Here is a 12,144-nt window from a genome sequence, read left to right as displayed (position 1 = left end):
CTTTAATTGTTGACCTAATATGCACGTTAACATCGCTGATGTATTTCATTTAAAACTCCTTTTTTCGACGAAAGAATTGTATGAAATATTTTAAAAATCAGCGAGTTATTTATTCAAAGCCGCTTCTTTTCTAAAAAATTGTCCCGTACAAAGGTTTCCGTTTTGGGTGTCTTTTACACTTTGGCAGCCATCCTAAACCGTCTAGCATAAATACCTTAATACTCACCTACTTCAGAAATTATCTTTTTTCAAAGTGATTGAAATATCGCATCAAGATAATCCATAAGAGATGCCTTATCTACGGGCGCCGAAGTATAACCAATATATTTATCTGGACGAAGCAAAACAACTGTAGGTTGATTAATTTCATAAGTATAATGCGCCTGTTGGCCATCATCCAGCCAAAGAGCACATGACGGCACTGAAATATCCTGATGCTGGCTTAAGATAAGGTGGGGGACTATCGTTTCAGGATGGTGTTGTTTTACGTACTTTGCAATTTCAATCAGTTCTGTCATATTCGACATGGTTTTCCCTGAAAAAAGAAATAAATGATGTGACGTCCCTTTAACAATGTCAGTCAATGACTGAACTTGCCTCCTATCTTGATTTAACAAATTAAAGTTTGACAAAAAGCATCCAGCTTTAAACCATTTAGAATTCGCTGAATCTTTAACGATAGGACTATTCATATATGAAATTTCCAATTCAGCCACCTGCCTTGCAAGTTTATTTTGAATAAAATCAAAAGACATCATGAATGACATCAAAGCATTTCTCAGATTAATGAGTAGAGGATTTTTTATCAACATCATTCGCGTCATAATATCTGTTTTTTTCAATACCTCTTTTCCTACCGGATATCGTTCTAAATGATAGCTATCAAGAATTGCTTCCCGAGCATACCCTTTCTGCACCAATGCCAGCTTCCAGATCAGGTTGTAGATATCCTGAATACCAGTGTTTAATCCCTGTCCACCCATAGGACTATGAATATGAGCCGCATCGCCAGCGAAAAACACCCGCCCACAGCGATACTGCTGAATTTGGCGATGATGAATATAAAATTTTGTAATCCATACTGGATCAGACAATTTAGCCGAGTCCGTGCTTCGTTTATTAAAATGAGCTTGGATATCTTCTAATGTGGGATCTTTATCAACGTGTTCAGGAGCGGTTAAAACCAAACGATAACGTTTTTCACCCATAGGAAAACAAGCCATAGGACCATACTTACTTAAGTAGATTACCATGCGTTCTTCAGGCAATTCCCAATCAATCAATAAATCGGCCAACCACCAATTTTGATCATATTCGGATCCAACAAATGGCATGTTAACCGAACTTCTTACGGTACTGTGAGCACCATCGCACGCAACAAGCCAAGCACTGTTCACTTCTTCCTGTGAGCCATCCTGCTTCGTTACAAGCGCTCGAATACTATCTTTATTTTGTGTAACATCCGTCAATTCTGTCTGCCATTCGACGGCCACGCCCTTGTTTACCAAGCCATCGCAAAGGATATGCTCTGTTTTATCTTGTGGTAAATCAAGCAAAAAATGCCTATTTGCTTCGATCTTGGCAAACGTTGCATCAATTAATGTCTTACCATTCGACTTAAATAAAATGCCTTCTACTTTATGGCCTTGAGCAAGGACTTCATTAATAAAGTCGCAATCATCCAGTACATCTAAGGTTCTAATATGAATACCCAACGCTTTGGATTTGTCGCTTAAGTGTGACTTTTTATCAATAATGCGACAGGTTAAGCCATGCCGGATCAGTTCATTTGCACAAAAAAGCCCAACAGGCCCTGCACCAACGACAAGCACATCGATTGATTTTTCAGTCATCATCTAAATCCTTTTATTATTTAGAGTCATACTTTCCCAGAAAAAACTGGGAAATACTCATAAGGTTATAATTTCCTCTTGTTTTGCAATCAACACATGGTCTGCAAGCCGCCTAGCAAACAAACCATTTTCCACGACCCCAGGAATAATATTAATGGCATTTTCTATCTCGCCAGGAGAATCTAAATTTAGACCAAATACATCAAGAATGATATTGCCATTATCCGTCATCAATCCCTCACGATATTGTGGGTCACCGCCAAGTTTAACGATCTCACGCGCCACAAAGCTTCTGGCCATCGGTATGACTTCCACAGCAATTGGAAACTCGCCCAAATCATGGACGAGTTTTGTTTCATCAACAATGCAAATAAACTTCCTAGCGGCCGTTGCAATGATTTTTTCTCGCGTTAATGCACCGCCCCCCCCCTTTATCATCTCTCGCTTGACGTTTACTTCATCGGCACCATCAATATAAATTGGCAAGTCATCAGCAACATTTAAATCAAGCACAGGAATGCCCAAAGCTCGCAAGCGAGCTTCCGTTGCATTGGAACTAGCAACACAAGCATCAACGCGATGTTTAATCGTTGCTAGTGCCTGGATAAAATAATTCACCGTCGATCCCGTACCCACACCAACGATCATATTATCATCAATATAGGAAAGTGCTGCTTTGGCTACTCTCGTCTTCAATTCGCTCATTAAAATGACCTCAAAACATGAGGATGTATTCCGCTATCCAGTACCGTTAAATTTTTACATAATTAAGTACTGATTTCCATTGAGAATAAGCATCAGACTAAAAATCGCATTTTGCAGTGTCTTGGGTATATAATGCCCCTAAAAAGTTACGAGAAAAATAATCATGATTTATGAAAATATCCTGCATGCCATAGGCCACACACCGATTGTAAAGATTAATCGGCTCGGGAGTGAATTATCTTGCGAATTGTATGGAAAATGTGAATTCCTGAATCCTGGTGGTTCGGTTAAAGATCGTATTGGCTATGAAATGGTAAAAAACGCCGAACAGGAAGGACGCATCAAACCCGGCGACACACTGATTGAACCAACGTCTGGCAATACTGGCATTGGCATTGCCCTTGCTGGCGCAGTTATGGGTTACAAAGTGATTATTACCATGCCAAATAAGATGAGCCATGAAAAACAGGCCGTTCTTGAACGCTTAGGTGCCATTATTTACCGCACTCGGACTGAAGCAGCGTGGGATGATCCAGACAGCCATATTTCACTCGCCAAACAATTACAACAAGATATCCCCAATTCCCATATTCTGGATCAATATTCCAATCCTGATAATCCCAATGCACACTATTCCGGTACAGCGCAAGAAATCATTGATGATTTTGGCGATGATTTACATATGGTGGTTGCGGGCGTAGGAACAGGCGGCACGATAACCGGTATTGCCAAACGACTGAAAGAACATAAGCCAGACATTCAAATCATTGGTGTCGACCCGATTGGTTCTCTTCTTGGTGGAGGAAACGAAATAAAACCCTATCATGTTGAAGGGATAGGTTATGATTTTTTTCCGGAAGTTCTTGATAACAGCTTGATTGATGTCTACATCAAAACCAACGATAAGGATTCCTTTCATACAGCAAGACAACTAATTCGCCAAGAAGGCTTATTAGTAGGCGGCTCTAGTGGGGCTGCAATGTGGGCAGCACTGCAAGCCGCTAAAAGATTGAAAGAAGGCCAAAAATGCCTGGTGATTTTACCCGATTCCATTCGCAACTATATGTCAAAATACGCCAGTGATGAGTGGATGAAAGAACAGGGATTTACGAACTCTAATTAACGCGAGGGGCGCACCGTCGCTTCGGAAAGCAAAATGCGCCCTCAGAGCTTGATAGCAAATTCTCAGCGCACAATACTATGACGCCTTAGTTCGCTCTCATCATCTATTTGGGCGAAAACTTGTTCCTCTGGCATATCGCCAATACTGATGGCTCGAGCAAGGGCGTGCACCAATTCGTTAATCATTGCTTCATCGTACTGCTCTTCCGTTAAAACAATGGCTTCAGGTTCCTTTTGCGCTTGGGTAATCGCTTCAAAAAAATGCTGAGTACCATACTCAGTACCGACACACTTCACCCGTCCTTGTAGATAATCGCTGGTTGGCATCCCTTTCACATACAGTTTTAACAAATCGGCTTTATTTAGCTCACCAGCCGCAACCATTGTCATCAAGCGATGTTTCAAAGAGGCAAATTCCTCACATAACTGCTTATCCTCTTCTGCTATGATGGCAAGGATTTCTGATAAACTTGGATCACTTTGAACTTCCTCCATCTCAACATGAGGTGCTGATTTATGTTTTACCAAACCAAATGCCTCTTTTTGAGTAACCCTAGGAATATAATGTTCACCGCGAAGCTGCATGACGACACCAGGATTCGTAGCCTCTGTATTGTATCGCAGTCGCATAGGTACTTCTTTACCTGCCTCAACAACCCGCACCTCAATAGGAAGACCTAAGGTATTGGACAATGCAGCAATAGCACTTTCATCTATCCACGTTGATGGTTTCCGCATCATTTCAGGCGATGTATGTTCATTCTTGTCAGCAAAAGCACCTCGATACCGAGCAGGATTGGCACAAAGCTCATCGACCGCCATCTGTCTCAAGGTATAAGCCATTTTTTGTATCAATTCAGCCATAGGGACACGCCTTGTCAACTCTCGCAGTTCCTCGAGTGGTGTCGCCAAAACCAAATCTAATCGATGTTCTTTAAAGTAAGTCTTATGTCGTTTAAGCACCTTGCTGATTAAATCGGGTTTAAAGCGATGTCCGCTTAAAAAATTATCAATAAGACCGGCTGCCACGGCGCGAAAACCACAATCGCCACTACCACCCATATTTATAAAAGCTGGCTGCAATTTTGTAGCGGCAACGGCTGTCTTAACTGGAGGATGACTAAAAAACCCTGAGTGTTGACGCATCGTCGGCATAACACTCTCCTGTTATAATGTGAATAATTTCATTTTAATGAATAAAGATTAAGGAAGTATTAACAGTTGTTTTACACTATTGTGTTTAAAATTCATACTTTAATGCATGCAGTTAGTCTATTTCAAATTCTCACCAAATACTTTAGTATCTTCAGCGATGGCTCTTCAATTGTTGAATTAGCACAAAAATTTCATTCGATGAATTAATAGCAGGAAGGGCCATAATGCAATGTTTGATTTTAAAATTACAAGGAGTAAGTATTATGTTAAAGAAGTTGCTGCCGTTTGCAGTTTTAGGCGCCCTAATGAATCCCTTTCATACTAGCCTGGCAGGAGAAATGGGCTCAGCAAAGGAAGGACGATTTGACGTGTATGTTCCCAATTTACCTGCGTCGAATGAGTTTACTGCCGGAGCAGTTTTTTTGCGGCCAGGAGGAAGTAACGATTATGCCGTTTTAGTCAATCCTTTTAACCCTAACGTCGCCACTCCTATTCTATCACCAAGCTGGGAGCCCAAAGGAATTAACCCCGACTTTAACGCAGGGCTTTTGCTTAATTTTCGTCATGTTTTTTCTAATTCTGGCAATGACATTAATGTCTACTGGACACATTTACGTACCTCAGATGATGCAACATTCCCTGTAAGTAACGCCGCTCCTCCAGAACAACAAATGACAGGACCATTTTGGGTGATTGGCCCGGATGCTGGTCCCACGCGTACAGCAAGAGGCCAAGTGAAGTACGACTACGACGTATTGAATGTTGATCTGGCCAAACATGTACACTTTGATCCCAATCTTAAAAGCCGATTTTTTATGGGGGTCGGTGGTCTCTGGCTAGAACAAAAGCTAATCGCAGACTTTACAGGAAACGATCCGGTGCTTGGGCCATACACATTTGACATAACAAGCACGTCAAAATACAACGCGGCAGGCATTCGTTTGGGTATGGATGGTGAATATCAAGGAATGTATGATATTAACGTGGTAGGAGCACTCGCAGGTGCCTTATACATTGGCAGTCAACAACCCTCCTATAAGACCGCCGGAACGTCTGGAACCCTGACTGACGCAGGCATCCCTGTAAATCACCAAGCGATCTCTCATAAGAGTTATGTCCAAGTCGTTCCTGCTGTCGATGCAAAATTAGGCCTCAAATATTCCCGTCAATTTTCCAATGATAAATCTTTTGCAATTGAAGGAGGTTATATGGCGGCCATTTATGTGAATGCCATTCAAAATTATCTCCCATCAACTTATGTGCCAGGTTCGCAGGGAATAATTACCGGTTCCTTTTTCTTACAAAGTTTATTAAAAGCCACCGATAGTTTTTCGGTAGATGGCCCCTATGTAACCGCCTCCCTTAAAATTTAATTCGTGTTGGGCTATTCACTTCGCCCTAATCACACAGCTACTTCCCGCGCTTTACGCGCGGGCTCTATAAAATTAAATAGCCCCTTATTTAGCAATGCTCTTTGATAAAGCGAATCACTTCCTCAGAAAAAGTAGACTCTCCCCAGAGATCATTATGGCCGCGCTGAGGAAGAAGATAAATTTTTTTAGGTTGATTCGCTGCATCATAAAGCGCAAGTCCTTGTTGATGAGGAACAATTTGATCACGCTCTCCATGGATGATTAACAGTGGTGTATGAATTGATTTGATTCGTTTCAATGAATTAAACCGATCCCAAGGTTTAATGAAAATCCAGGGGTAGTGATAACGCGCCAAATTCGTAAGTGACGTAAAAGGAGACTGGAGAATCATCGAGCAGACCTGATATTCAGAAGCCAATTGTGTAGCCACGCCTGTCCCTAAGGATTCCCCATATAAAACCACCTTTTCAGGCCGTATCCCCTGGGTTTTTAGGAAATGCATTGCTGCTCGAGCATCCATGTATAATCCTTGCTCGCTTGGATATCCCGCATTTCCACCATAACCACGATATTCTAATAACAAAACACCCAAACCTTCATTCATAAATTGGCGGGCTAAAGGAATCCGATAACCAATATGTCCTGCATTTCCATGCAGATAAAGTACCGTGGGATGTGGCTTTACTGCCGGTTTATACCAAGCACTTAATTGCAACCCATCTTGAGTTTTTAAGGCAATCACGCCCATGTCACTTGCCTGAAAATCAATTGGCTTTGGCATATCATGCAATGGGAAATAAATAAGATGGCGTTGTCGTAAATAGATACAAGCCACCAGTATGCCAAAAGCAAGCAGACTGATAATGACCAGATGCTTTATCATAATTTACCTCGCTCATCGAAGTCTCAAATCAAGGGTAGCCTTGCTGAGAAAATAAAAATCGCCAATTTACTGATAACAGGTATATAATTAAATTTAGCAATAAGATGTCCATGACAACATGATTTGCCTAAGGTGTGTATACCACAGGACATGTAAAAACCCTATTTTTTTACATCAGTCCGGTACCAGTTAGAAGAAAATTGCTGAACATTGCAACATACATCAGCGAGGAGGTCTATATGGAGCACATGGATGAGCAAGACATTACGCGATTAAAGGAATTGCTACGCCGTACAGGAGAATTTATTGCCTATTTTGAATTGGCCGAAGCAAAAATGATGGAATGGCGTCATGATATTGAATTGCGGGCAGCCTCTCACCAGCAACAATTTCAAGAGCGATTACAGACCTTACAGACTGAGCTTAATTCTCTACGGGAAACATTCACACAAGCCGGAATAGCGCGCTTTCGTCTCACTGCGGAAAATGCACTGAAACAAGGGAAAGAATACCTGGCCGCCATGCAACAAACGGAGCATCAACTCTTAATGCATCTGTCAAATGGTCAACAACAACTATCCACATTGTGTGAACAAGCGGTGACTGAGATTAACCAGCATGCTACCCAGGCTCTGGAACGCATTGATAATCAGCTATCACAATATGATCCACAACACTTCCACCGGATTGCCAATGAAAGTTGTGAACATGTTGAGAAATCAGCAAATCATGTCATTATGAAAAGTGGCAATCTATTACGCATGTTTCAATGGCGAACCGTCGCCCTAGCATTTCTTACCTCGCTGCTCACGGCTTTTTCCATCGGGCTATACATAAGCGATGAATTTCCCTGGGAAATTCATCAGCACGCAATGAATGAGCGAGGAGCGGGTAAAATGCTGATGAATGCGTGGCCGAAATTATCCTATCAGGAAAAAATAAAAATCCTCGGAGAACCAGTTCATCAAAACAGTTAGCTCATGTGAACACTATAATTATATTACTTTTTCTATTCTTGATTGCCCTTGCCTTCCCATATGCTTTGAGGCAAATCAGAATAAATCATTGGCAAAGGCAGTTAAAATTAAAACAACACTTGACTGTTTATCAAGAATTATTCGGTAAATTTAATGGATTTAACTTGTCTCGCAAAGCGCGCGAGAATCAAGATGCGATGGAATATCTTTATGGAGAAGTTGATTTTATCTCCTTTATTGCTTTGTTATCCTGTGCACGACCTAATAAAAACACGATTTTTTATGATCTAGGTAGCGGAATTGGAACAGCCGTTCTAGCCTGTACCATGGTGTTTCACGTGAAAAAAAGTTGTGGCATTGAATTATTTAGCACTCTGCATAACACAGCATTAAAACAAAAGGAAAATCTACGCCAGACTCCTGGATATGCAACCGTTGCCCGTAAAATTCACTTCATTCACGGCGACTTCTTAAAAACAGATTTTCGTGAAGCCACCTTAATTTTTATAAATGCCACGGCCTTTATTGGCGACACTTGGACTGCCCTTTGTCAGCGGTTGGAAAACGTGTCTCCTGGCACGATCATTATAACAACCAGTAAAAAAATTCCCTCAACCGTCTTTTCTGTGATGCATGCAACGACCGTAAAAATGAGTTGGGGATTGGTAACCGCCTATATCCAAAGACGGCGAACAGAAGTCTAGAGCCTTATACAAAATAAAAACTTAATCCAGGCAGTTGATAACATTGAATAATTTTATTTCATGTCTATACTAATAACGTAATATTAAAAAAATAACTGCTCAGATGTGTTCTTGATGCTTATGCTTCAAGTTGGGGAGTTAAAGCGAAATCACCTGTAATAGTATTGGTGGAACTTAATCACACTGCGAATAGAGGTGGATATGATTAAATCTGAACTCATTGCAAACCTTGCTGCAAAAATGACACATCTACCCGAAAAGCAAGTAACCAACAGCATTAACTACATTCTTCAGTTAATGAGCGAAGCGCTTATTCAAGGCAAACGTATTGAGATTCGCGGATTTGGCAGTTTTTCATTGCATTACCGTCCGCCAAGGAATGCACATAACCCAAAAACCGGAGAAAAAGTAATTACCGAGGCAAAATACAGTCCTCACTTTAAACCCGGTAAAGAATTACGCGAAAGAGTTGACGCTTCAAGACATCATCACCCAATCAGCGATGATTAAAAATTCTAGGTGCGCGGTAAAGTTACACCCATCTGGCCTTGATACTTACCATTTCGATCGCGGTAAGATACAGCGCATACCTCATTTGCCTCCAGAAACAACATTTGTGCAACCCCTTCATTCGCATAAATTTTGGCTGGAAGCGGCGTTGTATTGGAAAATTCCAGCGTGACATGCCCTTCCCATTCAGGTTCCAGAGGGGTAACATTCACAATAATGCCACAGCGAGCATACGTTGATTTTCCTAGGCAAACCGTCAAGATATTGCGTGGTATGCGAAAATATTCCACCGTTCTTGCTAACGCAAATGAATTCGGCGGAATAATACAGACATCCGCCTGAACATCAACAAAACTGTTTGCATCGAATGACTTGGGATCAACAATAGCCGAATTGATGTTTGTGAAAATTTTAAATTCATTGGAACAACGCACATCATATCCGTAGCTGGACACACCATAAGAAATAATTCTGCCCGTTTCATTGTTTCGCACTTGGCCTGGCTGAAATGGAGAAATCATTCCATGCTCCATAGCCATCATTTCTATCCAGCGATCAGATTTGATTGACATACATACCTCAGATAACACCAAAATAACATTCTTCTACCACATCTACTTCTGGAAAGAAAGTACTTTATACGACAAACGCTTAGGGTTTGTCCTCATTTTGTTTACCAAAATGATTTAAAATTTCTCCTAATTCAATTGGCATAGGAAAAACAATCGTGGATGAATTGCCACCTGCTGCAAGTCCAGATAAGGTTTGTAAATAACGCAGTTGCATGGCTTGCGGTATCTTTGCCAATACTTCTGCTGCTTGCGAAAGCTTTTCAGAGGCTTGTAATTCGCCTTCCGCATGAATTATCTTCGCTCTTCTGTCTCTTTCCGCCTCTGCTTGCTTAGCAATTGCCCGAATCATGCTTTCATCAAGATCAACGTGCTTGATTTCCACATTAGAGACTTTAATTCCCCAACCATCGGTTTGCGCATCCAGTATTTTTTGTACATCACTGTTTAGCCGCTCCCGTTCTGCCAGCATTTCATCCAGTTCATGCTGACCAAGCACTGATCGCAAGGTGGTTTGCGCCAATTGACTGGTTGCTTCAAAATAATTTTCTACCTGAATAATTGCTTTTTGCGGCTGTACGACTCGAAAATACAACACCGCATTCACTCTCACAGAAACATTATCGCGCGAGATTACATCTTGGCTGGGAACATCCATGACAATAGTACGCAAATCAACTCGAACGATTTGTTGCAGGACGGGAATTATAATCACAAGCCCTGGACCTTTAACCCGCCAAAAACGTCCCAGCATAAATACAACCCCGCGCTCATACTCTCTAAGCACACGCAACATCGAGGCCAATAATAAAAGAAAAATAATGATCAAAAATCCTGTAAATGCCATTTCATTCTCCTTGTGTTTCTTTTACTTCCAGATTCAGTCCATCCGCTCCTATCACAATGATGGGCTTATCAGCATGAATGGGGTCGCTCGCATGCACACTCCAAATTTCTCCGCGAATCACGGCCTGTCCTTCCAAATCAATCACACCCAACGAGCGCCCTTTAGCGCCGATTAAAGTCTGCGTTCCATGTTGTATTGGTTTGCGTCTTGATCGAACGGCCATACTAAGCAAAATAATAAAAACAATAACGTTTGCCGCAGCCATCGCCCAGATCGCAGACCATGCTATTTGATAGCTTTCATGCTCTGTATCAATCAACAAGATTGAACCAATAATGAACGCGACGGTTCCTCCCAATCCTAATGCACCAAAACTAGGGGCAAATGCTTCAGCGATAATAAAAATTAAGCCTAATAATATCAGAGCCAATCCGGCGTAATTGACAGGCAGCAGTTGTAACGCATATAACGCAATCAGCATGGAGATGGCTCCAACCACGCCCGGTGCAATAAATCCAGGATTAACAAGTTCAAAGAAAATACCGTATATGCCTAACAATAGAAGTAAATAGGCGATGGTTGGATCGGTAATAACCAATAAAAAACGCATACGCCAATCCGGCTTGACGAGTTCAACATCGGCATTAGCTGTATTTAATTTAATCTCACGACCCGCTTGATTAACCATTAAACCATCTAATTTTGTCAACAAATCATTCCTGTTTTTAGCGATGAGATTAATTACACCAGCTTTCAGCGCTTCCGGAGCCGTCATGGTTGCCGCATCCAGAACGGCTTTTTCTGCAAAACCAGCATCACGTCCACGCAATTGTGCAAGAGATCTTATATAAGCAACCGCATCATTCGTTACTTTTTTACTCATGGTATCTGTTTCTTTATTATTCTCGCCCTTATTGCTCATCCCTCCAGTGAGGCTCACAGGACTTGCCGCCCCCAAATGAGTCCCCGGTGCCATCGCTGCAATGGTGCTAGCATAGACTAAATAAGTACCAGCACTAGCTGCCCTTGCTCCACTCGGTGTTACATACACGGCAACTGGAGTCTGGGAAGTTAATATCGTTTGAACAATCTGGCGCATGGACTTATCTAACCCACCAGGTGTATCAATTTTAATAAGAATCAGATCCGCTTCATGTCCTTTTTCAATACCACGGATTAAATAATCCGCAGTGGCAGGCCCTATACCGCCATGGACGGACAATTCAATGACTTTTGCGGCAAAGCTCACTTGGACAAAAACCAGCAACATCATGGTTAGTAATAATAGTTTTTGGCGAAAGACCCTGACCAATTCTGAAGGATGGAGAAACCTGCAAGCAAACTCTATAAGAGGGGCGAATGTCATTACTCGCTGGTTATACATACAAAAACATCCTGTTAAAATTTTTTAGTCTTTTTTAAAAGATAGCACAAATTAACACAGAA

Annotated in this window: 12 protein-coding genes; 5 read left to right on the top strand and 7 right to left on the bottom strand. The window is 41.5% G+C overall.

Going from position 1 to position 12,144, the window contains the following annotated elements; all coding sequences use genetic code 11:
• Positions 1 to 248 precede the first annotated feature (248 nt).
• Complete coding sequence (locus tag E1O52_RS07810) at positions 249 to 1,856, bottom strand: FAD-dependent monooxygenase (protein ID WP_242602199.1); 1,608 nt, start codon at positions 1,854 to 1,856, stop codon at positions 249 to 251.
• Between the two features lie 54 nt (positions 1,857 to 1,910).
• Positions 1,911 to 2,558 carry a ribose-5-phosphate isomerase RpiA gene (rpiA, locus tag E1O52_RS07805; protein ID WP_133128148.1) on the bottom strand — a complete coding sequence of 216 codons (648 nt, stop codon included), beginning with the start codon at positions 2,556 to 2,558 and terminating at the stop codon, positions 1,911 to 1,913.
• Positions 2,559 to 2,721: 163 nt separating this feature from the next.
• Between rpiA and E1O52_RS07800 the strand changes: the two genes are divergently transcribed.
• Positions 2,722 to 3,681 carry a pyridoxal-phosphate dependent enzyme gene (locus E1O52_RS07800; protein ID WP_133128147.1) on the top strand — a complete coding sequence of 320 codons (960 nt, stop codon included), beginning with the start codon at positions 2,722 to 2,724 and terminating at the stop codon, positions 3,679 to 3,681.
• A 62-nt stretch (positions 3,682 to 3,743) separates the two neighbouring features.
• On the opposite strand, the gene E1O52_RS07795 is transcribed toward E1O52_RS07800, so the two are convergent.
• Positions 3,744 to 4,835 carry an OTU domain-containing protein gene (locus E1O52_RS07795; RefSeq protein WP_133128146.1) on the bottom strand — a complete coding sequence of 364 codons (1,092 nt, stop codon included), beginning with the start codon at positions 4,833 to 4,835 and terminating at the stop codon, positions 3,744 to 3,746.
• 263 nt (positions 4,836 to 5,098) lie between these two features.
• Here E1O52_RS07795 and E1O52_RS07790 point away from each other — a divergent pair, with 263 nt between their 5' ends.
• The gene (locus E1O52_RS07790) at positions 5,099 to 6,208 is read left to right on the top strand and encodes an Lpg1974 family pore-forming outer membrane protein (protein WP_165474743.1); all 1,110 of its coding nucleotides are present in this window, start codon (positions 5,099 to 5,101) and stop codon (positions 6,206 to 6,208) included.
• An 88-nt stretch (positions 6,209 to 6,296) separates the two neighbouring features.
• On the opposite strand, the gene E1O52_RS07785 is transcribed toward E1O52_RS07790, so the two are convergent.
• Positions 6,297 to 7,091, bottom strand: coding sequence for an alpha/beta hydrolase (locus tag E1O52_RS07785; RefSeq protein WP_133128144.1), 795 nt, complete (start codon positions 7,089 to 7,091; stop codon positions 6,297 to 6,299).
• 239 nt (positions 7,092 to 7,330) lie between these two features.
• Between E1O52_RS07785 and E1O52_RS07780 the strand changes: the two genes are divergently transcribed.
• The 3 genes from E1O52_RS07780 to E1O52_RS07770 all read left to right on the top strand — a co-directional run bounded on the left by E1O52_RS07780 (position 7,331) and on the right by E1O52_RS07770 (position 9,282).
• Positions 7,331 to 8,068: a hypothetical protein gene (locus tag E1O52_RS07780; RefSeq protein ID WP_133128143.1), complete on the top strand. Its 738-nt coding sequence runs from the start codon at positions 7,331 to 7,333 to the stop codon at positions 8,066 to 8,068.
• 164 nt (positions 8,069 to 8,232) lie between these two features.
• The gene (locus E1O52_RS07775; protein WP_242602198.1) at positions 8,233 to 8,772 is read left to right on the top strand and encodes a class I SAM-dependent methyltransferase; all 540 of its coding nucleotides are present in this window, start codon (positions 8,233 to 8,235) and stop codon (positions 8,770 to 8,772) included.
• Between the two features lie 201 nt (positions 8,773 to 8,973).
• Positions 8,974 to 9,282 (top strand): integration host factor subunit beta, encoded by a 309-nt coding sequence (locus E1O52_RS07770; RefSeq protein WP_133128142.1) that lies wholly within the window; start codon positions 8,974 to 8,976, stop codon positions 9,280 to 9,282.
• 5 nt (positions 9,283 to 9,287) lie between these two features.
• On the opposite strand, the gene dcd is transcribed toward E1O52_RS07770, so the two are convergent.
• The 3 genes from dcd to E1O52_RS07755 form a co-directional block, all read right to left on the bottom strand.
• A complete protein-coding gene (gene dcd / locus E1O52_RS07765; protein WP_133128141.1) occupies positions 9,288 to 9,854 on the bottom strand; it encodes a dCTP deaminase in 567 nt (188 codons plus the stop codon).
• 79 nt (positions 9,855 to 9,933) lie between these two features.
• Positions 9,934 to 10,698 carry a slipin family protein gene (locus tag E1O52_RS07760; RefSeq protein ID WP_133128140.1) on the bottom strand — a complete coding sequence of 255 codons (765 nt, stop codon included), beginning with the start codon at positions 10,696 to 10,698 and terminating at the stop codon, positions 9,934 to 9,936.
• Between the two features lies 1 nt (position 10,699).
• A complete protein-coding gene (locus E1O52_RS07755) occupies positions 10,700 to 11,971 on the bottom strand; it encodes an NfeD family protein (RefSeq protein ID WP_165474745.1) in 1,272 nt (423 codons plus the stop codon).
• Positions 11,972 to 12,144 lie beyond the last annotated feature (173 nt).

Source organism: Legionella nagasakiensis (genome assembly GCF_900639915.1).
Taxonomy (GTDB): Bacteria; Pseudomonadota; Gammaproteobacteria; order Legionellales; family Legionellaceae; genus Legionella_A; species Legionella_A nagasakiensis.
Note: the sequence above shows the minus strand (reverse complement) of the source record. Positions and strands in the feature narration are given on the sequence as shown.

Excerpts from the sequence above, each read along its gene's own strand:
- dcd (WP_133128141.1), bottom strand. The coding sequence starts at position 9,854 with ATGTCAATCAAATCTGATCGCTGGATAGAAATGATGGCTATGGAGCAT.
- E1O52_RS07800 (WP_133128147.1), top strand. The coding sequence starts at position 2,722 with ATGATTTATGAAAATATCCTGCATGCCATAGGCCACACACCGATTGTA.
- E1O52_RS07770 (WP_133128142.1), top strand. The coding sequence starts at position 8,974 with ATGATTAAATCTGAACTCATTGCAAACCTTGCTGCAAAAATGACACAT.
- E1O52_RS07755 (WP_165474745.1), bottom strand. The coding sequence starts at position 11,971 with ATGATGTTGCTGGTTTTTGTCCAAGTGAGCTTTGCCGCAAAAGTCATT.
- E1O52_RS07760 (WP_133128140.1), bottom strand. The coding sequence starts at position 10,698 with ATGGCATTTACAGGATTTTTGATCATTATTTTTCTTTTATTATTGGCC.
- rpiA (WP_133128148.1), bottom strand. The coding sequence starts at position 2,558 with ATGAGCGAATTGAAGACGAGAGTAGCCAAAGCAGCACTTTCCTATATT.
- E1O52_RS07785 (WP_133128144.1), bottom strand. The coding sequence starts at position 7,091 with ATGATAAAGCATCTGGTCATTATCAGTCTGCTTGCTTTTGGCATACTG.
- E1O52_RS07810 (WP_242602199.1), bottom strand. The coding sequence starts at position 1,856 with ATGATGACTGAAAAATCAATCGATGTGCTTGTCGTTGGTGCAGGGCCT.
- E1O52_RS07790 (WP_165474743.1), top strand. The coding sequence starts at position 5,099 with ATGTTAAAGAAGTTGCTGCCGTTTGCAGTTTTAGGCGCCCTAATGAAT.
- E1O52_RS07795 (WP_133128146.1), bottom strand. The coding sequence starts at position 4,835 with ATGCCGACGATGCGTCAACACTCAGGGTTTTTTAGTCATCCTCCAGTT.
- E1O52_RS07780 (WP_133128143.1), top strand. The coding sequence starts at position 7,331 with ATGGAGCACATGGATGAGCAAGACATTACGCGATTAAAGGAATTGCTA.